General features: G+C 73.6%; 18 protein-coding genes. 13 read left to right on the top strand and 5 right to left on the bottom strand.

What is annotated here, in order from left to right; genetic code table 11:
• Positions 1–133: 133 nt before the first annotated feature.
• Positions 134–1,408 carry an NAD(P)/FAD-dependent oxidoreductase gene (locus D1350_RS10465; RefSeq protein ID WP_164545118.1) on the top strand — a complete coding sequence of 425 codons (1,275 nt, stop codon included), beginning with the start codon at positions 134–136 and terminating at the stop codon, positions 1,406–1,408.
• Between the two features lie 5 nt (positions 1,409–1,413).
• Positions 1,414–2,376 (top strand): RNA polymerase sigma-70 factor, encoded by a 963-nt coding sequence (locus D1350_RS10460; RefSeq protein WP_125775944.1) that lies wholly within the window; start codon positions 1,414–1,416, stop codon positions 2,374–2,376.
• Between the two features lie 3 nt (positions 2,377–2,379).
• Here the strand turns inward: D1350_RS10460 and D1350_RS10455 are convergent, their stop codons facing one another.
• Complete coding sequence (locus D1350_RS10455; protein ID WP_164545117.1) at positions 2,380–2,964, bottom strand: NUDIX hydrolase; 585 nt, start codon at positions 2,962–2,964, stop codon at positions 2,380–2,382.
• A gap of 76 nt (positions 2,965–3,040) precedes the next feature.
• On the opposite strand from D1350_RS10455, the gene tatA reads away from it, so the two are divergent.
• Genes tatA through lnt form a run of 6 tightly spaced genes read left to right on the top strand, consistent with a single transcriptional unit; the run spans position 3,041 to position 11,449 of the window.
• Positions 3,041–3,310, top strand: coding sequence for a Sec-independent protein translocase subunit TatA (gene tatA, locus D1350_RS10450; RefSeq protein WP_125775942.1), 270 nt, complete (start codon positions 3,041–3,043; stop codon positions 3,308–3,310).
• Between the two features lie 40 nt (positions 3,311–3,350).
• Positions 3,351–4,088 carry a twin-arginine translocase subunit TatC gene (gene tatC, locus D1350_RS10445; protein ID WP_125776112.1) on the top strand — a complete coding sequence of 246 codons (738 nt, stop codon included), beginning with the start codon at positions 3,351–3,353 and terminating at the stop codon, positions 4,086–4,088.
• A complete protein-coding gene (locus D1350_RS10440) occupies positions 4,085–5,146 on the top strand; it encodes a diacylglycerol/lipid kinase family protein (RefSeq protein WP_125775941.1) in 1,062 nt (353 codons plus the stop codon). Before tatC ends, D1350_RS10440 begins: the two co-directional genes overlap by 4 nt.
• Before the next feature lie 9 nt (positions 5,147–5,155).
• Positions 5,156–8,053 (top strand): DEAD/DEAH box helicase, encoded by a 2,898-nt coding sequence (locus D1350_RS10435; RefSeq protein ID WP_125775940.1) that lies wholly within the window; start codon positions 5,156–5,158, stop codon positions 8,051–8,053.
• A gap of 17 nt (positions 8,054–8,070) precedes the next feature.
• Complete coding sequence (locus D1350_RS10430; protein ID WP_125775939.1) at positions 8,071–9,747, top strand: amidohydrolase; 1,677 nt, start codon at positions 8,071–8,073, stop codon at positions 9,745–9,747.
• A gap of 46 nt (positions 9,748–9,793) precedes the next feature.
• Positions 9,794–11,449: an apolipoprotein N-acyltransferase gene (lnt, locus tag D1350_RS10425; RefSeq protein WP_125775938.1), complete on the top strand. Its 1,656-nt coding sequence runs from the start codon at positions 9,794–9,796 to the stop codon at positions 11,447–11,449.
• 134 nt (positions 11,450–11,583) lie between these two features.
• On the opposite strand, the gene D1350_RS10420 is transcribed toward lnt, so the two are convergent.
• The gene (locus D1350_RS10420; RefSeq protein WP_125775937.1) at positions 11,584–11,928 is read right to left on the bottom strand and encodes an RNA polymerase-binding protein RbpA; all 345 of its coding nucleotides are present in this window, start codon (positions 11,926–11,928) and stop codon (positions 11,584–11,586) included.
• Between the two features lie 434 nt (positions 11,929–12,362).
• On the opposite strand from D1350_RS10420, the gene D1350_RS10415 reads away from it, so the two are divergent.
• The 3 genes from D1350_RS10415 to D1350_RS10405 all read left to right on the top strand — a co-directional run bounded on the left by D1350_RS10415 (position 12,363) and on the right by D1350_RS10405 (position 15,043).
• The gene (locus D1350_RS10415; protein WP_125775936.1) at positions 12,363–13,559 is read left to right on the top strand and encodes an LLM class flavin-dependent oxidoreductase; all 1,197 of its coding nucleotides are present in this window, start codon (positions 12,363–12,365) and stop codon (positions 13,557–13,559) included.
• Between the two features lie 36 nt (positions 13,560–13,595).
• Positions 13,596–14,237: an FMN reductase gene (locus D1350_RS10410; protein WP_125775935.1), complete on the top strand. Its 642-nt coding sequence runs from the start codon at positions 13,596–13,598 to the stop codon at positions 14,235–14,237.
• Between the two features lie 233 nt (positions 14,238–14,470).
• Positions 14,471–15,043 (top strand): hypothetical protein, encoded by a 573-nt coding sequence (locus D1350_RS10405; protein WP_125775934.1) that lies wholly within the window; start codon positions 14,471–14,473, stop codon positions 15,041–15,043.
• A gap of 42 nt (positions 15,044–15,085) precedes the next feature.
• On the opposite strand, the gene helR is transcribed toward D1350_RS10405, so the two are convergent.
• Positions 15,086–17,377: an RNA polymerase recycling motor ATPase HelR gene (gene helR, locus D1350_RS10400; protein ID WP_125775933.1), complete on the bottom strand. Its 2,292-nt coding sequence runs from the start codon at positions 17,375–17,377 to the stop codon at positions 15,086–15,088.
• Positions 17,378–17,457: 80 nt separating this feature from the next.
• Positions 17,458–18,459, bottom strand: a complete 1,002-nt coding sequence (locus tag D1350_RS10395) for a DNA-binding protein (RefSeq protein ID WP_125775932.1) — start codon at positions 18,457–18,459, stop codon at positions 17,458–17,460.
• Positions 18,460–18,816: 357 nt separating this feature from the next.
• On the opposite strand from D1350_RS10395, the gene D1350_RS10390 reads away from it, so the two are divergent.
• Positions 18,817–19,842: a hypothetical protein gene (locus tag D1350_RS10390; protein WP_125775931.1), complete on the top strand. Its 1,026-nt coding sequence runs from the start codon at positions 18,817–18,819 to the stop codon at positions 19,840–19,842.
• Position 19,843: 1 nt separating this feature from the next.
• Here the strand turns inward: D1350_RS10390 and D1350_RS10385 are convergent, their stop codons facing one another.
• Positions 19,844–21,406 (bottom strand): tyrosine-type recombinase/integrase, encoded by a 1,563-nt coding sequence (locus D1350_RS10385; protein WP_125775930.1) that lies wholly within the window; start codon positions 21,404–21,406, stop codon positions 19,844–19,846.
• Between D1350_RS10385 and galE the strand changes: the two genes are divergently transcribed.
• Positions 21,405–22,427 carry a UDP-glucose 4-epimerase GalE gene (gene galE / locus D1350_RS10380; RefSeq protein ID WP_125775929.1) on the top strand — a complete coding sequence of 341 codons (1,023 nt, stop codon included), beginning with the start codon at positions 21,405–21,407 and terminating at the stop codon, positions 22,425–22,427. The genes D1350_RS10385 and galE overlap by 2 nt on opposite strands.
• The last annotated feature ends 34 nt before the right edge of the window (positions 22,428–22,461 follow it).

The following is a 22,461-nucleotide window of genomic DNA, read 5'->3' as shown; positions in this document are numbered from 1 at the left end:
CTGTGCTCTGTCCGTCATATCGGATATAGCTGGACCGGATGAACTTTGGGACGTTTTGCTCCGCTGGTTCCGGGCGGCGGCGTCCGTTTACGCACCCATGTCACACCCGCGCCCGCCATCTCGTCTCGGGTGCATGAGCACCCGAACCCACGTCCTCGTCGTCGGCGCCGGCTTCGCCGGCGGCATGGCCGCCGTCCGCCTCGCCGGACGCTCCCGCGGCCGCGTCGCCGTCACCGTGGTGAACCCGCGTCCCGCCTTCGTCAACCGCCTTCGCCTGCACCGGGCAGCGGTGGGCCAGCAGATCCCGCTGCCGAGCCTGCGGCGGATCCTGGGCCGTGACGTCACGTTCGTCGAGGGCTACGTCACCTCACTCGACCTCGCCATGGGCCGCGCCACCGTCGCCACCGACGGCGACACGACCACCATCCCCTTCGACCGCGTCGTCCTCGCCACCGGCAGCTCCACCGAACCGGTGCCAGTCCCCGGAGGCGAGCACGCGTACGCCGTCGGCGACCTGGAGTCCGCGCGCCGGCTGCGCCCGGCCTTCAGCGCGCTGCCCGAGGGCGCGCACGTCGCCGTCGTCGGCGGTGGCTTCACCGGCCTCGAGACCGTCGCCGAGCTCGCCGAGGCCCGCCCCGACCTGCGCACCAGCCTGGTCACCGCGGGCGACGTCGGCGGCTGGTTCAACGAGCGAGGCCACGCCCACGTCGCCGGCACCCTCGCACGGCTCGGCGTCGCCACAGCCGACAACGTCAGGGTCCAGGCCATCGAGCCCCACCGGCTCCTCCTCGCCGACGGGGGAGAGGTCCCGTCGGACCTTACCGTCTGGTGCGGCGGCTTCGCCGTCCCGCCCCTCGCGCGCGAGGCCGGGCTCGCCGTCGACGACCAGGGCGCCGTCCTCACCGACGCGTCCCTCCAGTCCGTCTCCCACCCCCAGGTCCTCGCCGTCGGCGACGCCGGGCACACGCCCACCCCGGCCGGCGGCCGGTACAGCATGTCGTGCCAGTTCGCGTTCCCGTCAGCCGCGCACGCGGCGGACGTCCTGCGCGCGGAGGCCCTGGGCATCGCGCCCGACGGCGGCCACCCCGCCACCCTGGACCTCGGCTTCGTAGGCCGGAGCGTCAGCCTCGGCGGGCACGACGGCGTCTTCCAGCTCACCGGGCGCGACGACGCCGCTGCCGACTTCTCCCTCACGGGCCGACGGGCTGTGGCGATGAAGCGGATCCAGCTGTGGAGCGTGGAGCGCGCCACGGCGTGGGAGCGTCGCGCCCCGGGCATGACCCGCTGGCCCAGCGCCGGTGGCGCCGCGAGCGCCGGCGCCCCGACCGCGGGCACCGCCACCGGCGCCACAACCGCCACCGCCGCGAGCGCCCGCCCTCACCCCACCGAGAACCGGATGGCAGGCTGAGTCCCGTGACCCGTACCGAGGAGTTCACCGAGCTGCGCCCGCTGTTGTTCGCGATCGCCTACCGCATCCTCGGCAGCGTGACGGAGGCGGAGGACGCCGTCCAGGAGACGTGGCTGCGCTACGAGGCGACGGACACGGAGCCGGTGTCGGTGAAGTCGTTCCTGTCGGCGGTGGTCACGCGGGTCTCGCTGGACGTGCTGCGGTCGGCCCGGGTGCGCCGGGAGGCGTATCCGGGGCCGTGGTTCCCGGAGCCTCTGGTCAACGACACGTTCGAGGTGCCGGAGCGTTCTGCTGAGCTGGCGGACTCCGTCTCGATGGCGGCGCTGCTCCTGCTCGAGCGGCTGAGCCCGCTGGAGCGGGCGGTGTTCGTGCTGCGCGAGGTGTTCGGGTTCGGTTATGCGGAGGTGGCGGCCGCCGTCGAGCGGTCGGAGGCGGCGTGCCGCCAGCTGGCGGTGCGCGCGCGGCGGCACATGGACGCGGGACGGCCGCGGTTCGAGGCGGACCGGCGGGAGCGGGAGGAGCTCGCGGCGCGGTTCTTCGACGCGCTGCGCGCCGGGGACGTCGACGGCCTGAAGGAGCTGCTGGCCGCGGACGTACAGTCGGTCGCGGACGGCGGCGGCAAGGGGCCCGCGCTGGCCCGGCCGGTGGTCGGCGCCGACAAGGTCGCGCGGGTGCTCGCGGGGTACTCACCCATGATGACCGGCACGGGGATCACGTTCGAGGAGCTCGACGTGAACCAGCAGCCGGGCGCGATCCTCCACACCGCGGACGGGAGCATCCTCGCGATCCTCGTCCTGGACGTGCTCGACGGCCGGATCCAGACGGTCCGCGGCATCATCAACCCGGACAAGCTGGCGCACCTCGGCCCCGTGGCCGACGCGTGGGCCGCCCACGACGCCGCCCTCCGCGCCCGCCACGAGGCCCGTCGCGAAGCCCGCCACGAGGCCCGTCGCGAGGTTCGCGGCTGAAGCTCAGTCCCGGTACCCGTCCACCCCGCTCGCGTCGGGGTCGAGCCCGAGCTGCACCTCGGCCACGAGCGCCGCGGCCGCGGCCTGCAGCAGGTTGGGCACTCCCCAGTCGAGCCGGGCGGGCGCGCGGTGCACGGGCGTGAGCAGCCGCCGGTACATGCGCCCCTTGTCGGGATCCACGGCCCGGGGGAGGAACGAGGCGATCCGCACCGCGTACCGCATCTGCGCGTACGGGCGAGCGCCGTCGGAGGGCGTCACCTCCTGGTAGCCGAGATATACGGGGGAGTCCAGCATGATCTGGCACTCCTCCATCGCCTCGCGGTGCAGCGTCTCCTCCCGGGTCTCCCCGGGCTCGGGCTTGCCGCCGGGCATGCCGATCTTTCCGGCGTCGTCCCGCAGGAGGACCCGGCCGCACTCGGCGAAGCACCAGCCGTAGACCTGGGAGACGGGCAGGGAGTCGGGGACGGGGGCCGCGAACCAGCGGAAGGTCAGCACGTCCCGCAGCATCCCGCGCGGACGCGCCGCGCACAACAGCGCAGGCCCAGCGCCCGCGACGGCGCAGAGGAGCCCGCGCAACCTTCCGTCCACCGGAGGGCTACCTTCCGGCCTCCCGGGACTGACTAAGATCGGCCTTACCACTGTCGTCCCGGAAGGGGAACACACCATGGGCGCCATGCAGCCGTGGCACTGGATCGTCCTGCTCGTCGTCGTCCTGCTGCTGTTCGGGTCCACCCGTCTGCCGGGCCTGGCCAAGAGCGTCGGCCAGTCGATGAAGATCTTCAAGAGCGAGATCAACGACCTGCGTGAGGACAAGGACAAGAAGGACGTCAACGACTCCAGGGTCGACGCCGCCCCGAACACCACCGCCACCCCCAACACCACCGCCGCCACCGCGCAGCCGGTCGTGAAGGACGACGAGAGCCCCAAGGCCTGACACTGTGCCTCTCCGTACCGAGCGGCCGGCCGACGGCCGCATGTCGCTCCTCGAGCACCTGCTCGAGGTCCGCAAGCGGTTCGTCCTCGTGGCCGTCGGCCTCGTCCTGGGCGCGGTCCTCGGCTGGTACGCCTACGACCCGCTCATGGAGCTGTTGCAGGCACCGCTGAAGGAGGCGTCCGAGGCGCGCGACATCCCGGTCACGCTGAACTTCACGGGCCTCACGGCGGCCCTGGACACCAAGATCAAGGTCTCGCTGTTCCTGGCCGTCTTCCTGACGTGCCCGTGGTGGCTGTACCAGTTCTGGGCGTTCGTCACACCTGGCCTCACGTCGAAGGAGCGGCGCTACGCGTTCGGCTTCGTCGGGGCAGCGGTGCCGCTGTTCCTGGCCGGCGCGTTCATGGCGTGGCTGGTGCTGCCGCACGCGGTGGGGATCCTCACGGGTTTCGTGCCCGACGACACGTCGAACTTCAACAACGCCCAGGAGTATCTGAGCTTCGTCATGCGGCTCATCCTGGCGTTCGGGCTGTCGTTCGTCTCACCGGTCATCCTGGTGGCGCTGAACTTCGCCGGCATCGTCCAGGGCAAGAGCCTGCTGGCGGGCTGGCGGTGGGCGGTGCTCATCGCGTTCACCTTCGCGGCGATCATCACCCCCACGCCGGACGCGCTCACGATGATCCTGGTGGCGCTGCCGATCTGCCTGCTCTTCTTCGGCGCCGTGGGCATCGCGATCATGCACGACCGGCAGGTCGAACGCCGCTACGCTGACGTGGCGTGAGCACCTCTTCCACGACGCCCGGGCGACGACGCCTGGGCGTCGTCGTGAACCCGTCCGCCGGCAAGGGACGGGGTCGCGTCGCCGGCCACGCCGTCATCAGCTACCTCCACGACGCCGGGCACGACGTCTGGGACCTCTCCGGCCGCAGCGCGGCCCTCGCCTCCGAGCGGGCCCAGCGTGCCCTCCGGGAGAAGCTGGACGCCCTCGTGGTCGTGGGCGGCGACGGCATGGTCCACCTCGGCCTCCAGGTCGTGGCCGGGACCGACGTGCCGCTCGGCATCGTCCCGGTCGGCACGGGCAACGACTTCGCGAGCGCCCTCGGCCTCCCCACGCTCACCACCCGGCACGCCTGCGACGTGCTCCACGCGTACCTCTCCGAGGGCGAACCGGGCGTCCGCGCCGTGGACGCGGTCTACGTCACGGGCCACGTCGCCAACCCGGGGGCCGACGGCGGCACATGGTTCGCCGGTGCCCTCTCCGCGGGTCTCGACGCCGCCGTGAACGCCCGCGCCAACGCGATGGTGCACCCGCGCGGCAGCTCCCGGTACACGATCGCCGCCCTCGGTGCCCTCGCCACCTACCTCCGCTACGGGTACCACCTGACGTTCGAGGGCGTACCCCACGACGACCTGGTCACCCTCCCCGGCGCCCATCCCGCCGTGCAGCGCGGCCCCGTGGGCCGCACCCTCGCCTGGACCGGCGACGCCGCGGTGGTCACCGCCGCCAACGGCCCGCGCATCGGCGGCGGCATGCTCATCGCGCCGCACGCGAGCACCGACGACGGCCTCCTCGACGTCGTGATCGCCGCCAACCTCGACCGAGCCGGGGCCGCGCTGCTGTTCCCGCGCCTGCTCGCGCACGGCCGCCACCTGTCGCACCCCGCGGTGCACGTGGTGCGCTGCCGGGCGGTGACGGTGGAGGCCAGGCCGAGCGACGGCGTCGGGCACCCCCCGGCCGCCTACGCCGACGGCGAGCTGCTCGGGACGTTGCCCCTGCGTGCCGAGGTGCGGCCCGGGGCGTTGCGCGTTCTGGCGGGGGGTGTGGGCGGTCCACCGTAGGCTGGGCGTATGACGCAGCTCAGCCCCGCCGAGCGGTTCGCCGCCGCCCAGGCCCGCGCAGAGGCCGAGAAGCTGGCGAACACCGGCGAGCTCGCCAAGTTCCGCGAGATCCTCGGCTTCACCCTTGACGACTTCCAGGTACGCGCGTGCACCGCCCTCGAGGAGGGCCGCGGCGTGCTTGTCGCCGCGCCCACCGGAGCGGGCAAGACCGTGGTGGGCGAGTTCGCCGTGCACCTGGCCCTGGCCAGCGGACGCAAGGCGTTCTACACGACGCCGATCAAGGCCCTGTCGAACCAGAAGTACGGCGACCTGGTGCGCCGCCACGGCGCCGACAACGTGGGCCTCCTCACGGGCGACTCCACGATCAACGGCGACGCGCCCATCGTGGTCATGACCACAGAGGTGCTGCGCAACATGCTCTACGCGGGCTCGTCCACGCTGGACGGCCTGGCGTACGTGGTGATGGACGAGGTCCACTACCTGGCAGACCGCTTCCGCGGGCCGGTGTGGGAAGAGGTCATCATCCACCTGTCGGACGACGTGCAGCTCGTGTCGCTGTCGGCCACGGTGTCCAACGCGGAGGAGTTCGGCGACTGGCTCGAGATGGTGCGCGGCGACACGGCCGTGGTCGTGAGCGAGCACCGGCCGGTGCCCCTGTGGCAGCACGTGCTGCTGTCGTCGGCCGAGCCGCACGGCGTGCCGCGCCTGCTCGACCTGTACGGCGGGCACGTCGACGTCACCGACCCCGGCGTGACGCCGCCCATCAACCCCGACCTGCTCGCCGCCTTCCGCGGCGGTCGCGGCGGGGACCGCGACGAGCGCGGCGGGCGAGGACGCGGGTACCGCGGACGCGGCGACCGCGGCTACCGGGGTCCGGGCGGGCGCCGCATCGGACCGGGCGGCCCGGGCGGCCCGGCCGGCGGCCACCAGGGCGTCCCGAGCCGGCGCACGCCGCCGCGCTTCGTCGTGATCGACGCGCTGGCGCACGACGACCTGCTGCCCGCCATCTACTTCATCTTCTCGCGTGCCGGGTGCGAGGCGGCCGTGGAGCAGTGCCTCAAGGCGGGCCTCAAGCTCACCTCGGCGCAGGAGGAGACGGAGATCCGCGCCCTGGCCGAGCAGCGCACCGCCGCGATCCCGCCGGAGGACTTGGACGTCCTCGGGTACTGGTCCTGGTCGCAGGCGCTGGCGCGGGGCATCGCCTCGCACCACGCGGGCATGCTGCCGGTGTTCAAGGAGACCGTCGAGGAGCTCTTCTCGCGCGGCCTCGTCAAGGTCGTGTTCGCCACCGAGACGCTGGCGCTGGGCATCAACATGCCCGCGCGGTCCGTGGTGCTCGACAAGCTGGTCAAGTGGGACGGCTCCGCGCACGTCCCCGTCACGCCGGGGGAGTACACCCAGCTCACCGGCCGGGCCGGGCGCCGGGGGATCGACGTCGAGGGGCACGCCGTCGTCGTCGACCACGGGGCGCTCGACCCGGTGGCCCTGGCCGGACTCGCGTCCAAGCGCCTGTACCCGCTGCGGTCCAGCTTCCGCCCCACGTACAACATGGCGGTCAACCTCGTGGCCCAGGTGGGCCGCGACCGGGCGCGCGAGGTGCTGGAGACGTCGTTCGCGCAGTTCCAGGCCGACCGCGGCGTCGTGGGCCTCGCCAAGCAGGCGCAGGCGCACGCGGAGGCGCTGGACGGCTACGCCGAGGCGATGACGTGCGACGTCGGCGACTTCGGCGAGTACATGGAGATCCGCGAGGCGATCGGCGACCGGGAGAAGGAGCTCTCCCGTGCCGAGGCCGGCACGCAGCGCGCCCAGGTCATCTCGGCGATGGAGCGGCTGCGCCGCGGGGACGTGGTGGAGATTCCCTCGGGCCGACGGCGCGGCTACGTGCTCATCCTCGACCCCGGCGAGCCGGGCGGTTTCGACGGCCCGCGTCCCACCGTGCTGACCCAGGAGCGGCAGGTGAAGAAGCTCACGCTGGCCGACGCGCCGGGCGGGCTGCGCACCGTCACCACCGTGCGCGTCCCCAAGACGTTCAACGCCCGCCAGCCCGCCGCCCGGCGCGACCTCGTGTCGTCGATGCGGGCCGCCCTCGGCGCCGTCTCCGACCCGCGGGACCGGGGCAGCCGCACGAGCCGCCCCTCCGGCGGCGGCGACGCGGCGAGCGACGCCGAGCTGTCGCGCCTGCGCAGGCAGCTGCGCGCGCACCCCTGCCACGCCTGCCCGGACCGCGACGACCACGCCCGCTGGGCCGAGCGCTGGAGCCGCCTCAAGAAGGAGCACGACCAGCTCGTGCGCCGCGTCGAGGGCCGCACCGGCTCCATCGCGCGGGTCTTCGACAAGACGTGCGACGTGCTGCTCGAGCTCGGCTACCTGGACCGCAGCGCCAAGGCGGGCCTCCGCGTGACCGACGACGGCCGCTGGCTCCGCCGCCTCTACGCCGAGAACGACCTGCTGCTCGCCGAGTGCCTGCGCCGCGGCGTGTGGGACGGCCTCGACGCGCCCGGCCTCGCGGCCGCCGTGTCGACGGTGGTCTACCAGGGCCGCCGCGACGACCCGGTGGAGCCGTACCTGCCCGGCGGCCCCACCGGCCGCCTCGCGCGGGCGCTGGACGCGACCACGCGGGTCTGGTCCGCGGTGGACGACCTGGAGCAGGCCCACGGCATCTCGTCGACGAGCCCGCTCGACGACGGGATGGTCACCGCCGTGCACCGCTGGGCCTCCGGCAAGGGCCTGGACGCGGTCCTCAAGGGCTCGGACCTCGCCGCGGGCGACTTCGTGCGCTGGTGCAAGCAGGTGGTGGACGTGCTGGACCAGCTGGCCGGTGCGGCGCCGTCGCCCGCCCTGCGGACCACGGCCCGCAAGGCGCAGGACCAAGTTCTTCGAGGTGTGGTGGCGTACTCCAGCCTGTAATCACATAGAGTCCCACCGTGAGTCAGCCTGCGCGTTCGATCCTGTACCGGGGTGGCGTCGTCCACTCGTCCACCGACCCCTTCGCCGAGGCCATCCTCGTGGACGACGGCGTGGTCGCGTGGCTGGGTTCCGACGACACCGCTGCCGGGCTCGCCGCTCGCGCCGACCGCGTGATCGACCTCGACGGCGCGCTCGTGGCCCCGGGATTCGTCGACGCCCACGTGCACACGCTCGAGACCGGGCTCTCCTCGCAGGCCGTGGACCTCTCCGCGAGCGCCGGCGTGCGTTCCCTCGCGGACGCGCTGGCGGCACTGCACCTGGGGGCGCGCAAGCTCGCGGCGGAGGACCCGTCGGGCGAGGAGGTGCTCCTCGCGTTCGGGTGGGACGAGCTGTCGTGGCCGGAGGGCCGGGCGTTCTCGCGGTCCGAGCTGGACGCGGCGTGCGGCGGTCGTGCGGTGTACGCGGCGCGGGTGGACGTTCACTCGGCGGTGATCTCGACGGCGCTGGCAGAGCGTGCGGGGCTGGACCACCTGCCGGGGCTGGCCGAGGACGGCACGGTGACGGGTGAGGCGCACCACGTGGCGCGGGACCTGGCGCAGGACGTGACGTCGGCGCGGCGCACCCGGGCGTACCGGCGGGCGCTGGAGGGCTGGGCGCGGCAGGGCATCGTGGGGGTGCACGAGATGAGTGCGCCGCACGTGGACACGCGGGCGGGCCTGACGGAGCTGATGGCGCTGACGGCGGACCCGGCGAACGGGCTGCCGCACGTGGCGGCGTACCGGGGCGAGCTGTGCGAGACGGCCGACGACGCGCGTGCCCTCCTGGCGGAGCTGCCGTGGCTGACGGGGATCGGCGGGGACCTGAACGTGGACGGGTCGCTGGGGTCGCGTACGGCGGCGCTGCGGACCCCGTACTCGGACCTGATGTCGGGTCCGGCGGGGGAGGCCTGGTACGGCGAGCTGTACCTGTCGGCCGAGGAGGTGGCGAACCACCTGTCGGCGGTGACGGCGGTGGGCAAGCAGGCCGGGTTCCATGTCATCGGCGACCGGGCGATGGACGAGGTGGTGCTGGGTCTGCAGGTCGCGGCGCAGGTGGACGGGCCGGGGGCGCTGCGTGCGGCGCACCACCGGATCGAGCACGCGCTGTTCGTGGACGCGAACGCGTTGGGGGTGCTGCTGCTGCACGGGGTGAGCCTGTCGTTGCAGCCGACGTTCGGCGCGGTGTGGGGCGGTTCGTCGGGGATGTACGCGTCGCGCCTGGGTGCGGTGCGGGCGGGGTCGTTGCTGCCGTTCGCGGACCTCGCGGGTGCGGGCGTGCCGGTGGCGTACGGGTCGGACACCCCGGTGACCCCGGCGGACCCGTGGGCCGGGGTCCGTGCGGCGACGAGCCACGAGGACCCGGACCAGCGGGTGTCGGCGCGGGCGGCGTTCCGGGCGCACACGCGGGCGGGCTGGCGCCTGGCCGGGCTGGACCACACGGGTGCGGGCGAGCTGCGCGTGGGTGCGCCGGCGCACCTGGCGGTGTGGCGGGCGGAGCGCCTGGGCGTGCAGAGCGTGCCGGGCCGGCTGAGCTCGTGGAGCGCGGAGGCGCGCGCGGGGTCGCCCCTGCTGCCGGATCTCGCGCCTGACGCGGCCGCCCCCGAGTGCCTCCACACGCTGCGCGACGGCGTGGTCCTGTTCGACACGTTCGAGTGACGGGCGGGCGGCGGGGAGCCCCAGGTTTACTGGCTAGGCTTGCAGCGTGATCCACCGCGAGCCGTCCCGGCTGCTGACTCTTCTCCTTGCGCCGGTCGGCGGGCTCGCCCTCTGGGCGGCCTTTCCCGACGTCGCCTTCTGGCCCGCCGCGTTCGTCGCGGTCGCCCTTCTCTGGTTCGCCCTGGGGCGCCGGGGAGCGTGGTGGAACTTCCTGGTGGGCCTGATCTTCGGCCTGTCGTTCTTCCTGTCGCACCTGTGGTGGTCCAACGTCTCGACGGACGCCGCCCCGTGGATCGCGCTGAGCCTCCTGCAGGCGCTGTTCTTCGCCGGCCTGGGCGTCCTGTGGACGTGGGCGCGCCGCGCCCTGGACCCGTGGACGTTCGCCGGAGCGGGGCTCGCCCGGGCGGCGGCGTTCGCGGTGCTCTTCGCGGCGGTGGAGCAGTGGCGGTCGGAGACCCCGTTCGGCGGGTTCCCGTGGGGCCGGGTGGCGTGGGCCATGGTGGACGCGCCCGTGGGCCGCGCGGCCTGGCTCGGTGGCTCGGTGCTCGTGACGATCCTCGTGGTGCTCGTCAGCGTGCTCGCGGCGCAGCTCGTGGGCGCGGGTATCCAGGTGCTGCTCCAGTCACGTCACTCTGCGTCAGCACTGTCTACCGAGAGTGACGATGCTGGTGCAGCACAGGCGTCCCGGACGCCGGTCCCCGCCGCCGGGTGGGGCGCCACCGCAGGAGCCGTGCTGCTGGGAGCCGCGTTCGTCGTCGGCCCGCTGGCTCTGCCGCTGCCCTCCCCGGACGACCTCACCGACGAGGCGCTGCAGGTGGGCGCCGTGCAGGGCAACGTGGGCGAACCGGGCCTCGGGTCGTTCGCGAACCGCGCCGAGGTGCTGAACAACCATCTCGACGGGACCCGCGCGCTGCTCGACGAGGTGGACCCGGGCGACCTCGACGTGGTGCTGTGGCCGGAGAACGGGTCGGACCTGGACCCGCAGACCACCCGCGACGTGGCCCGCGACATCGACGCCGCCGCCGTGGACGTCGAGGCGCCGATCCTCGTCGGCGCGCAGGAGTGGCCCGAGACCGGCGGCCGGTACAACGTGCTGCTGCTCTGGCAGCCGGGCGAGGGCGTCACCGAGCGCTACGCCAAGCAGCACCCCGTGCCGTTCGGCGAGTACATCCCCATCCGGTCGTTCGTGCGGATGCTCTCCGCGCAGGTGGACCGCGTGCAGACCGACATGCTGCCCGGCTTCGAGCCCGGCATCATCGACCTGCCCGTCGAACGGCTGGGGCGCGACGTGCGCCTCGGCACGGTGATCTGCTTCGAGGTGTCGTACGAGGAGATCGTGCGCGACTCCGTGCAGCGCGGCGCCGAGGTGCTGATCGTGCCGACGAACAACGCGTCCTTCGGGTTTACGGCCGAGTCGACGCAGCAGCTCGCGATCTCGCGGATGCAGGCCATCACGACGGGCCGCTCGACCGTGCAGATCTCGACGGTGGGCGTCAGCGGCATCATCGCCGCCGACGGGACCCTCCTCGAGTCGACGTCGCTCTTCACGGCGGACCAGATGATCGCCGACCTGCCGCTGCGCACCGAGCTGTCGCCGGCCGTGGTGGCGGGCTACTGGCCCGGCTGGATCACGGGCGGCCTGGCAGCGCTGCTGGTGGTCGCGGGCATCGCGACGGGGATCCGCACCCGGACGAGGGTCTGACCCTCGCCACAGGAGGTCCCGGCTGCTGTGGGTACACGTATGGCCGCCATTCCCCACGGAATGGCGGCCATACGCGTACCCACAGCGATGCGGGGCGGGCAGTTACAGGCGGTGCGTTATCGGGCGGTGCAGAGTCAGGCGCTGCGGCGCAGCTTGCCCGCGCGGAGCAGCTCCAGGCGCTCGTCGAGCAGCTCCTCGAGCTCCTTCACCGTGCGACGCTCCAGCAGCATGTCCCAGTGGGTACGAGCGGGCTTGGTGGCCTTGGGCTCGGGACGCTCTCCGTCACGCAGGAGCGCCTCCTCGCCGCAACGGCACTCCCAGACAGCAGGCACCTCGGCGTCGGTCGAGAACGGCAGGATGATGGTGTGCCCGTTGGGGCAGTCGTAGTACGCCTGGAACCGCGGGGCGAAGTCCACGCCCTCGTCGGACTCCATGCTCTTGGCACCGATGCTCATACCTCGCAGGGAGCGGTCAGCCATGTCGTCCTCCAGGGTCTCGGGGAAAGGTCCGTAGTGCCAACGCCGTGACCCTCGTCAAATGTTCCGGTTGATTGCTCCGGCAACCTGTGACGATTCGTTGGGTCGGTGCTGGGTGTGGCCCGTAACGGCTCCGGCTCCCGCTTTCGTGGGAGGCTGGTGCTGTGTCGGGCGGTCCTGCGGCGGGACTTCTTCCCGTCCGCGAGCGCCTGACCAGGCTACGCGCCACGCCCGCGCACGGCCAACGCGAACTCAGGCAAAGCGGACTCATTGTGCCCGATCTCACGCGATTCGCCTACGAAACGCTCGGATCTGAGACGGGGGCCGGCCCCGGGAACAACTCGGGACACCGGTGGGTTGAGGCGCATGTACATGCAAAAGCATGAACCAAGAGGGGCGGCCGACCGGCCGCCAGGCACCAGCCGCAGGAGCTCATGATGCAGTTCGGTATCTTCACCGTCAGCGACGTCACGACCGACCCCACCACGGGCCACACCCCGGACGACACCGAGCGGGTCCGCAGCATCCTGGCCATCGCCAAGCATGCCGACGAGGCCGGCCTCGACGTGTTCGCGACGGGGGAGCACCACAACCCGCCGTTCGTCGCGTCCTCGCCGACGACGATGCTGGGCTACCTCGCGGGTGTCACCAAGAACATCACGCTGTCGACGGCCACGACGCTCATCACCACGAACGACCCGGTGCGCCTGGCCGAGGAGTACGCGATGCTCCAGGTCATCAGCGACGGTCGCATGGACCTGATGATGGGCCGCGGCAACACCGGCCCGGTGTACCCGTGGTTCGGGCAGGACATCCGTCAGGGCATCCCGCTGGCCATCGAGAACTACGCGCTGCTGCGCCGCCTCTGGACCGAGGACGTCGTGGACTGGGAGGGCAAGTTCCGCACGCCGCTGCAGGGCTTCACCTCGACCCCGCGCCCGCTCGACGGCGTTCCCCCGTTCGTGTGGCACGGCTCGATCCGCAGCCCCGAGATCGCCGAGCAGGCCGCGTACTACGGTGACGGCTTCCTGCACAACAACATCTTCTGGCCGATGAGCCACACCAAGCAGATGGTGGAGTTCTACCGCGGGCGGTTCGAGCACTACGGCCACGGCCGCGCGGACCAGGCGATCGTCGGTCTCGGCGGCCAGGTCTTCATGCGCAAGAGCTCGCAGGCGGCGTGGGACGAGTTCCGGCCCTACTTCGACAACGCCCCGGTGTACGGCCACGGGCCGTCGATGGAGGACTTCACGCGCGAGACGCCGCTCACCGTCGGCTCGCCGCAGCAGGTCATCGACCGCTACGGCACCTTCGTGGACGAGGTGGGCTACTACCAGCGCCAGCTCTTCCTCATGGACCACGCGGGCCTGCCGCTCAAGACGGTGCTCGAGCAGATCGACCTGCTGGCCGGGGAGGTCGTGCCCGAGCTGCGCAAGATCGTCGAGGCCAAGCGCCCCGAGGACGTGCCGGCCAACCCGCCCACCCACGCCGAGCGCGTCGCTCGCGCCCAGGCGGCAGGGGCGGCCGGTGCGGGGCACGTCGGTGGCACCGAGGACCGGTGGACCGGGCGTCGCGCCGAGGAGGGCTCGGCCGAGTCGCAGCAGTCCCGCACCGGCACGGCCTTCGGCCTCTGAGCAGCCGACCCAGACTTCCAGGGAGGATCCCGCACCATGAGCGAACGCACGATCGTCGTCGTCTCGGCAGGGCTGTCGCAACCGTCGTCGTCCCGCCTGCTGGCCGACCGGCTCGCCGGGGCGACCGCACGCGAGCTGGAGGCGCTCGGCCACACCGTCGACGTCGAGACCATCGAGCTGCGCGACCACGCGCACGCGATCGTCGACACCATGCTCACCGGGTTCTCCACCGGCGAGCTGGCCCGGGCGATCGACATCCTGACCAAGGCCGACGGGCTCATCCTCGTGACGCCGCTGTTCACCACCACGTACTCCGGGCTGTTCAAGTCCTTCATCGACATCCTCGACAAGGACTCGCTCACGGGCATGCCCGTCCTGCTCGGCGCGACCGGCGGCACCTCCCGTCACTCGCTCGCCCTGGACTACTCGGTGCGGCCCCTGCTCACCTACCTCCGGGCCGACGTGATCCCCACGTCCGTATTCGCCGCCACCGACGACTGGGCCACCTCCGGCGGCACGCCCGCCGAGAACAAGCACGACGACGTCAACCCCCTGCCCCAGCGCATCGAGCGCGCGGGCAAGGCGCTGGCGGCGCGGGCGTCGGCCCGGGAGAACGAGGGCCCGGCGGACCCGTTCGCGAACGCGCCGAGCTTCCTGGACCTGCTGGGCAACAGCTGACCGGCTCGTCGGCGTCCACGGCGACCAGGTAGTCGTTCCCCGTCCCCGCTCGGGACGGGGAACAACTGCCTGGTCGGCGACCGTGTCCGTGCTGGTCGGCGACCGTGTCCGTGGCCGGCCTTGACCTGGAGTTGTCCCGGGCTTGCCGTGCCGTCGCGTGATGAGGGACGATACGGGCACGACGGCGTCACTGGTCACCGTCGCGCTCACGCACGACGAGGGGAGTGGTCACGATGGCCGAGAACGACGACGCCAAGCGCACCAGCACCGGCGAGGTCGACCGGATCATCGCGACGCTGAAGGCCACCCTGCCCGACGCGGCCCACCCGCCCGTCCCGCCGCCCCCGGCCGAGGAGCCGGAGGCCGAGCAGTCGCGCACTCCCCGCCGGGAGCCGGTCGGCGTCCTGCGTCAGGTCGACCTCGCCCCGCCGGACCCTGCCCACCGGTGGAACCCGGGCGCGCGGTACCGGGCCTCCCGGCTCGCCGCGCTGCGGGCCGCGGAGGAGGCGGTGGTCGCCGCGCGCCGCAGCCAGGCGGAGGCGAACTTCACCGGCCCCGTGATCGTCGTCGGCCCGGGCGGTGCTCCGCAGACCGGTGCCCAGCCCGCGCTGGCCGGCCGCCTGTACCGCGGGCCCGCGCGACGGGTGCACGTCTTCGACCGGGAGATCTGGTCTGCCGCGGCCCGCTCGAACCGCACGCCGCGCGACATCAGCGAGGCCCTCACCGCCGCCGTCGAGCGCTACCGCAAGGGCGCGATCAACACGACCGGCCTGGTGCGGGCCATCGGTCACGCGCTCGCCGCCTGACAACCGACCAGCGCGGCGCTCCAGCGAACCAGCGCTCACCGATCACGCGCTCGTGAGGATCACCAGCTCCTGCGTCGCCCGCGTCATCGCCACGTAGCGGTCCACCGCGCCCTCGATCCCCGTCCCGAACGTCTCCGGGTCCACCAGCACCACCAGGTCGAACTCAAGCCCTTTCGACAGCTCCGGCGCCAGCGACCGGACCCGCGGCCGGGCGGCGAGCACCCGCGCAACCGCCCCGGCGGCACCGGCGGCACCAGCCGTGATCACGCACGCCGTCCCCTCCGCGTGCTCCGCCAGCCACGCGTCGAGCACCGGCCCGAGCGACCCGACAGCCCCGTGCACCACCGGCACGCCGCCGCGGCGCACCGACGTCGGCACGTTGGCGTCCGGCAGCGCCGCCCGGATGACCTGCTCGGCCTCCGCCATGACCTCCTCGGGCGTGCGGTAGCTGATCGTCAGGGACGCGACCTCCACCCGGCCGAGCCCCACCCGCGCGAGCCGCTCCTCCCACGACTCCGCGAACCCGTGCCGGGCCTGCGCCCGGTCGCCGACGATCGTCAGGCTCCGCGAGGGACAGCGGAGCAGCAGCATCTGCCACTCGGCGTCGGTCAGCTCCTGGGCCTCGTCCACCACGATGTGCGCGAACGGGCCCGCGAGCGTGTCGGGGCCGGCCACGTCCGGCACGGCGGCGCCGTCGACCAGCGCACCGCGCAGGTCCTGGCCGCGCAGCATCTGCATCACGCCCATGTCGGAGTCGTCGGTGGCGATGAGGTGGTCCACGACGTCGGCCATCCGTGCCCGCTCCGCCGCCACCGCGGCCTCCTGCCGCCGACGGCGTCGCGACGCCTCCGGGTCACCGAGCCGCTGCCGTGCGGCGTCGAGGAGCGGCAGGTCGGACACCGTCCACGCCCGTGGCTCCGCGCGCTGCAGCCCGGCGACCTCCTCCGGCGTCAGCCACGGCGCGCACAGACGCAGGTAGGCGGGCACCTCCCAGAGGTCGCCCACGAGATCGGTCGCCTCGAGCAGGGGCCACGCCCGGCCGAACGCCTGGGTCAGCTCCCGGTGTGCCGCGAGCGCCTTGCGGAGCGGCGCGGTCGGGACCTCGCCGCCGCCGAGCCCGTAGGCGTCGAACTCATCGTCGGACCCGTCGGACCCACCGAGCTCGCCCCCAAAGTCGGGATCCGAGTCGTCAGCCCCCGCGTCCAGGTCGTCCGCCTCCCGGACCTTGTCGACGAGGATCGTCAGGAGCGCCTCCCACACCTGGTCGCGGGCGTCGTTGTGCGGGGTGCCGGGCTCGACGGCGTCGAACGCCTCGGCCCAGTCGGCGCCGCTGAGCCAGGCGTCGCCCCAGGGGGTCTCGACCTCCAGGCCCTGCGTGGGCGGCTTCTCGTACAGGCGCACGGCGGGCTCGATCGCGGCGACCAGGCGCGCGTCGGCCTTGAGCCGCGCCACCTCGGGGTCGGGCTCCACCCGGGCCGAGGCGCCCTCCGGCACCAGGTCCCGCAGCGTGCAGGTCTGCACGCCCTCCTCGCCGAGGCTGGGCAGCACGTCGGCGACGTACGCCAGGTAGGGCTGGTGCGGCCCGACGAACAGCACGCCCCCACGCCGGTGCCCCAGCCGCGGGTCGGAGTAGAGCAGGTAGGCGGTGCGGTGCAGGGCGACGACGGTCTTGCCGGTGCCGGGGCCGCCGTCGACCACGAGGGCGCCCTGGGAACCCGCGCGGATGATGGCGTCCTGGTCCGCCTGGATGGTGCCGAGCACGTCGCGCATCCGGTCGGACCGTTCGCCGCCGAGGGTGGCGAGGAAGGCCGACTGGTCGTCGAGCGCGGCGTTGCCCTCCAGGCCGTCGGGGGTGAAGACCTCGTCCCAGTAGTCGCTGATGCGGCCGTCGGTCCAGCGGTAGCGGCGGCGGCTCGCCAGGCCCAGGGGGTGGGCGTGGGTGGCGCCGAAGAACGGCTCGGCGGCGGGGGAGCGCCAGTCGACGAGCAGACGCCGGCCCCCGGCGTCGGTGAGCCCGAGCCGCCCCACGTACACCGGGTCCGACCCGTCCGCACCGACCATGCGCCCGAGGCACAGGTCCAGGCCGAACCGGCGCAGGGTGCGCAGGCGGGCGGTGAGGCGGTGGACCTCCTGGTCCCGGTCGAACGCCGCCTGCCCGCTGCCGGCCGGCGCCGTGCGGGCGGCGTCGAGCCGGTCGGTCAGGTCGGCGATCGACTCCTCCAGGGTCCCTGCGACGTCCGCGAAGTGCTGCTCGTCGCGCGCGATGAGCGCCGGATGGGCCTTGGCGGTCAGGTGGTGGGGCAGGTCGAAGGCGCTGGTGGTCAGGGGGTGCATGGGTTCCCGTCGTCGCAGTTCGGGCTGAGGTCGCCGATTCTGCGCCGGGAAGGGGGTCTTGCGGCAAGACCCCCTGTGTGTTATACGTTAGTAGTGGCAGGGAGTGAGAAGTCTTCACTCCCTGCCTTCCGCGTCTCCGTGCGCGTCTCCGCGCGTAGGCCCGCCTCGCGCGCCTCGGCGATCCGGGCCGCCTCCGCGGCGACCGCCCGGACGGCCACCAGCTCCTCCCGCGCCCGCTCCGCGGCCTCGCGCTCGCGCCGCGCGGTCTCCCGGGCGTCGGCGAGCATCTCGCGTGCAGCCCCGAGCTCGGCCTCCACCCGGGCCGACGACGCCGCGGCCGCCGCCCGCTCGGCCTCCGCCGCTCCCCGGGCTGCCTGAGCCTCGGCCGCCTGGGCGCGCGCTGCCTCCAGGGACGTCCGGGCGTCGGCGAGCGACTCCCGCAGCCCGGCCGCCGTCCCCTCCGCCTGGGCGCGCGCTGCCTCAGCCTCGGACCGGGCCGCCTCCGCGGCCGACCGCCCCTGCTCGGCCGCGGTCAGGCCGGCGCGGACGTTCTCCAGCTCTGCCCGCAGCACCCCCAGCGCCTCGTGGGCTGTCGACAGCTCGCCCTCCAGCCGGGCCTGCGCCGCCAGTGCGGACGCCCGCTCGGACTCCGCTGCCGAGCGTGCCGCCTCGATCGCCTCGGCCTGCTCCCGCACCACCGCCAGCGTGGCGCGGGCCTCGCCCAGGTCCGCCTCGGCGGCGTCGGCCCGGCGGGCGAGCTCGTCGGCCTCGCCGGAGAGAGCCTCGTGGGTGGACCGGGCCGCGGTGAGCTCGCCGGCGTGCGTGGCGCGCGCCGCCTCGACGGCGGCCGCCCACAGCCCGGTCACCCCGCGGTCGACCAGCAGCGCCACCGGTGCCGGGAGCTCGGGGAGGGCCTGCGCCTCGGCCTGCTCGGCGGCGCGGGTCTCGCGCCACTCGCGCAGGTAGCGGGTCGCCGTCGCGTTGGAGCAGCCGGCGCGCTCGCGCACGGCGGTGACGGTGGGGGAGGCGCCTTCGGCCAGCAGGGCGTCGGCGGCCTCGAAGACGCGTTCCTTGTCGCGCATGGGGATCGTCCGTTCGTCGTTCGTTCGGGAGCTCGGTACAGGACAGAAGGGAGTAGTAGGAGGAGTAGTGCGATACTACTACGACTTTTCCCCTCAAACAGTACGCACCCGCTTTCCTTAGGCGGGTGCGTGATAGTGGACCGATCGGCCAGATCAGGCCGATTCTGGGCGATCTCACCGGCCTCAGACCGGTCGCTATGAGCACATGGTGAGCATCGGGTGCGCGCGCGACCGTGGCCGGGCGCTGCCGGCCGCCGCTGCGCCGGCCACCGGCCCGCGGCACCTCACCCGGGCGGGGGATGCGGATCACCCCTGAACGGGAGGCCCAGGGACCCCTGGCGCAGCAGGCTCGCCGGTATGGACACGAGTACGCTCCCGACCGCGCATTTCCCGGCCCTGACCCCGGCGCGTACCGCGGTGCTGCGGTGGGTGGTCACCGTCGCCTGCCTGCTGGCCGGCGGGGCGCTGATAGCCATCGAGCTGGCCGGGCTTACCGATCCCGTCGAGATGCCCACCGCACCGCGCTGGTTCGCCGCAGGGATGGCGGTCGCCACTGCCCTCCTCACGCTGCCCACCGGACGACCCGCCCCGCGGTGGCGTGCGGTCCTGGCCGCGGCCACGGGGACCGGGATGCTGAGCGGCAGCCTGCTGGCCGTGCCGCACTCGATCCTGATGCTCGTGATCGGGGTCCTGAGCCGGCTCACCGGGGCCGAAGGGCCCTTCGAGGTCGGGATCCCGTGGGCAACGGCCGGAACGCATCTGCTCGTCGTCACGGCGGGGCTGCTCCTGCTCGCCTGGTCGGTGGTGCAGGACCGCCTGCGCCGGGGCAGGTGCCCGCGGTGCGGGCGGGCGGAGGCCGAGGCGCCCGCCGTCGGCGGGGGGACCCGGCGCACGCTGCGCCGGCTCGCGTTCGTCGCCGTGCTGGCCGCAGTGCCGTACATCGCGCTCAAGCTCGCCTGGGGGCTGGGCTCCAGGATCGGCGTCAACGGCGACTCGTTCGACAGTGTGACCCTTGCGTCCCCTGGTTACGGCGACACCGTGGTGATGGGGCTGGTGGCCGTGTTCGTCACCGTGGTGATGGGTGCGGGCGCGATCCCGGTCACCACCCGGCAGAGCGTGCTGCACGCCGTCAGCGCGACGTTCGGCGTGATCGGTTCGCTCATGCTGCTGCCGATCAGCCTGGCGGGCGTCGTGCTGATGTTCTTCGCTCGGCCTGCGGCGGACGGCGACCTCGCTGCGTGGGTCTTCTACCTGGTCTACGGCTGCTTCCTCGTCTGGGGGCTGGCCTTGGCCCCGCTGACCGCCGTGTACCTGCGAGCGACCCGACGGGACTGTCGGCGGCACCGGCCTGAGCGCCCGACCGCAGTAGCGCCGCCTGCTTGATTCAGCCCGTCGCCCAGGCCCGCGCCGCCCCGATCGAGGTGACGCTCGCGCTGGTTCCCGCTCCCGGCGCGACGGCGCTCGCCTGGAACGCCGCGCTCATCGTGTCGCCCAGCGCGTCGAGGTCGTCCTCGAACAGGCCCGCGTACGTCGACAGCGTGAGCACCGGCGACTCGTGGCCCAGCATGCGCTGGACCGCCTTGACCGTGGCGCCGCCGGAGATGGCGAGCGACGCGGCGGTGTGGCGCAGGTCATGCAGCGTGAGAGTGTCGAAGTCCTCGGCGCCCGGCCCGAGCGTCGTCCCCGACAGCGCGGTGAGCAGCCGGGTACGGCTCACCTTGTCGCCGCGGGTCATCCCCGCCGGCCCGGGGCCCGGCCCGGCCGCCGACCCGGGCCCTGTCCGGTCGCGGCGCGCCCGGTCGGCGTCGGTCACCAGGGCCCAGGTCGCCGGGTCGCAGACGCCCGTGGGCACCAGCCCGCCCTCGGTCTGCAGGTGCCGGACCGCGGCGCCCACCGCGTCGTCGTACAGGCCGGACGGGCGGAGGCCCAGCGCCTCGCGCAGCGTGCGGACGGCACGGCCGGCCGCCAGGACGGCGGGCCGGAACGCCGACCGGTCGAAGCTCTCGCGACGCAGCGGACCACCGCGCGCCCCGGTGAACAGCAGGTCCGCGGGCATCCGGCCGGCCGCCTGCTCGGCCACCATCCCGACGAGGGTGCCGGGCAGGGGAACCTCACGGCGGGCATGGGTCTTGGTGTCGCCGAGCAGCAGGGTGCCGTCGTCGAGCCGCGTGTACGCCTTGGTCACGCGCACCCGCCGGCGCAGCGGGTCCACGTCGGCCACGGTCAGCGCGCTGACCTCGCCCCAGCGCAGGCCGGTCAGAGCCGTCAGCAGCACGAGCGTGCGCGCCTGCGCCGACCGGGTGGCGTCCGCGACCCGGCGCAGCTGTTCGTGCGAGAGATAGCGGTGCGCCTTGGTCTTGGTGGCGCGCGGCAGGGAGGGGACACGCCCCGAGGGGGTGCGGGCGGGGTTGGCGGGCAGACGCCGGGCGTCGACGGCCGCGTCGAGGAGCGCGACGAGGAGGCGGACGGCGTCGCGCCGCCGGGCGGGGGACGCGACGGCGCCCGTGGTGGGCGCGGGCATGGTCGACGCCCAGCGGGCGACGTCCTCGTGGGAGATGCGGCGCAGGGGGGTGTCGCCGAGCTCGGGCCTGACGAGGGACCGGAAGCGTTCGCGCTCCGCCTCGAGCGTCCGCGGAGCGCGGTCGGTACGGGTGGCCTGCCAGGTCTCGAACCACTCGGCGAGGGTGATGCGGGAGCCCGCGGGGTCCACCCACTGGGACGTACGGCCGGCGTCCTCCTGCCGGCGGGCCTCGGCGAGGGCGTCGCGCCGCCCGGAGAAGGTGCGGGTGCTGCGGAGGCGGCCGTCGACCCGGAAGCGCCCGATCCAGACGCTGCGCCCCTGCCTGTCGGTCCGCTGCTCGGTGTACGCCACCGCAGCAGGGTATATGCGTCGTTCGTCCATGGGCAGGGCCGTGCGCCGGAGCGGTGCCCGGTAGGTTGTGCCCATGCGCGTCCTCGTCACCGGCGGTGCCGGCTACATCGGCTCCCACACCGTCCTCTCCCTGCTGTCCGCGGGCCACGACGTGGTCGTCGCGGACAGCTACGCGAACAGCAAGCCCAGCGTGGTCGGGCGGCTCGAGGATCTGTCCGGCCGGGCGGTCCCGGCCCACGCGATCGACCTGACCGACGCGGCGGCGACCGACCGTCTCTTCGCCACCGAGCAGCTCGACGCCGTGATCCACTTCGCCGCGCTGAAGGCGGTGGGGGAGTCGGTGGTCAAGCCGCTCGAGTACTACCGCAACAACCTCGACAGCACGTTCTCCCTGGCCGCGGCCATGCAGAACCACGGCGTGACGCGGTTCGTGTTCTCGTCGTCGGCCACGGTGTACGGGGAGAAGGCGCCCGTCCCGTACCGCGAGGAGTACGAGCACCTGTCCGCGACGTCGCCGTACGGGCAGTCGAAGGTGATGATCGAGCGCGTCCTGGCCGACGTGGCGCAGGTGACCGACGGCTGGAAGGTCGCGCTGCTGCGCTACTTCAACCCCGTCGGCGCGCACGAGTCGGGGCAGCTGGGCGAGGACCCGCAGGGCGTCCCGAACAACCTCATGCCGTACCTGGCGCAGGTGGCGGTGGGCCGGCGCGACCACCTGACGGTGTTCGGCGACGACTACCCCACCGCGGACGGCACGTGCGAGCGCGACTACATCCACGTGATGGACCTCGCCGAGGGCCACGTCGCGGCGCTCGAGCACCTCGACGTGATGTCGGAGCCGGTGCGGCCGTTCAACCTGGGCACGGGTTCCGGCACGTCGGTGCTGGAGCTGCTCCGCTCCTTCGAGCGGGCGGTCGGGCGGGAGCTGCCGTACGTCGTCGGGCCGCGGCGGGCGGGCGACCTGCCGGCCTTCTGGGCCGACGCGACCCGCGCCCGGAAGGAGCTCGGCTGGGCAGCGACGCGGACCCTGGACGAGATGTGCGCCGACACCTGGCGCTGGCAGTCGCAGAACCCGCAGGGCTTCCCGGACGCCTGAGCACCTGGTCACCTGAGCCGAGATGGTGCGTCGG

Origin of the sequence: Antribacter gilvus, from assembly GCF_003946865.1 — a bacterium.
GTDB lineage: Bacteria > Actinomycetota > Actinomycetes > Actinomycetales > Cellulomonadaceae > Antribacter > Antribacter gilvus.
This window is presented reverse-complemented; position numbering and strand designations above follow the sequence as displayed.

Bases quoted from the DNA above. Each gene is read 5' to 3' on its own strand.
- D1350_RS10415 (WP_125775936.1), top strand. From the start codon at position 12,363: ATGCAGTTCGGTATCTTCACCGTCAGCGACGTCACGACCGACCCCACC.
- D1350_RS10465 (WP_164545118.1), top strand. From the start codon at position 134: ATGAGCACCCGAACCCACGTCCTCGTCGTCGGCGCCGGCTTCGCCGGC.
- D1350_RS10410 (WP_125775935.1), top strand. From the start codon at position 13,596: ATGAGCGAACGCACGATCGTCGTCGTCTCGGCAGGGCTGTCGCAACCG.
- D1350_RS10405 (WP_125775934.1), top strand. From the start codon at position 14,471: ATGGCCGAGAACGACGACGCCAAGCGCACCAGCACCGGCGAGGTCGAC.
- helR (WP_125775933.1), bottom strand. From the start codon at position 17,377: ATGCACCCCCTGACCACCAGCGCCTTCGACCTGCCCCACCACCTGACC.
- D1350_RS10390 (WP_125775931.1), top strand. From the start codon at position 18,817: ATGGACACGAGTACGCTCCCGACCGCGCATTTCCCGGCCCTGACCCCG.
- D1350_RS10395 (WP_125775932.1), bottom strand. From the start codon at position 18,459: ATGCGCGACAAGGAACGCGTCTTCGAGGCCGCCGACGCCCTGCTGGCC.
- D1350_RS10385 (WP_125775930.1), bottom strand. From the start codon at position 21,406: ATGGGCACAACCTACCGGGCACCGCTCCGGCGCACGGCCCTGCCCATG.
- D1350_RS10420 (WP_125775937.1), bottom strand. From the start codon at position 11,928: ATGGCTGACCGCTCCCTGCGAGGTATGAGCATCGGTGCCAAGAGCATG.
- D1350_RS10435 (WP_125775940.1), top strand. From the start codon at position 5,156: ATGACGCAGCTCAGCCCCGCCGAGCGGTTCGCCGCCGCCCAGGCCCGC.
- tatA (WP_125775942.1), top strand. From the start codon at position 3,041: ATGGGCGCCATGCAGCCGTGGCACTGGATCGTCCTGCTCGTCGTCGTC.
- tatC (WP_125776112.1), top strand. From the start codon at position 3,351: ATGTCGCTCCTCGAGCACCTGCTCGAGGTCCGCAAGCGGTTCGTCCTC.
- galE (WP_125775929.1), top strand. From the start codon at position 21,405: ATGCGCGTCCTCGTCACCGGCGGTGCCGGCTACATCGGCTCCCACACC.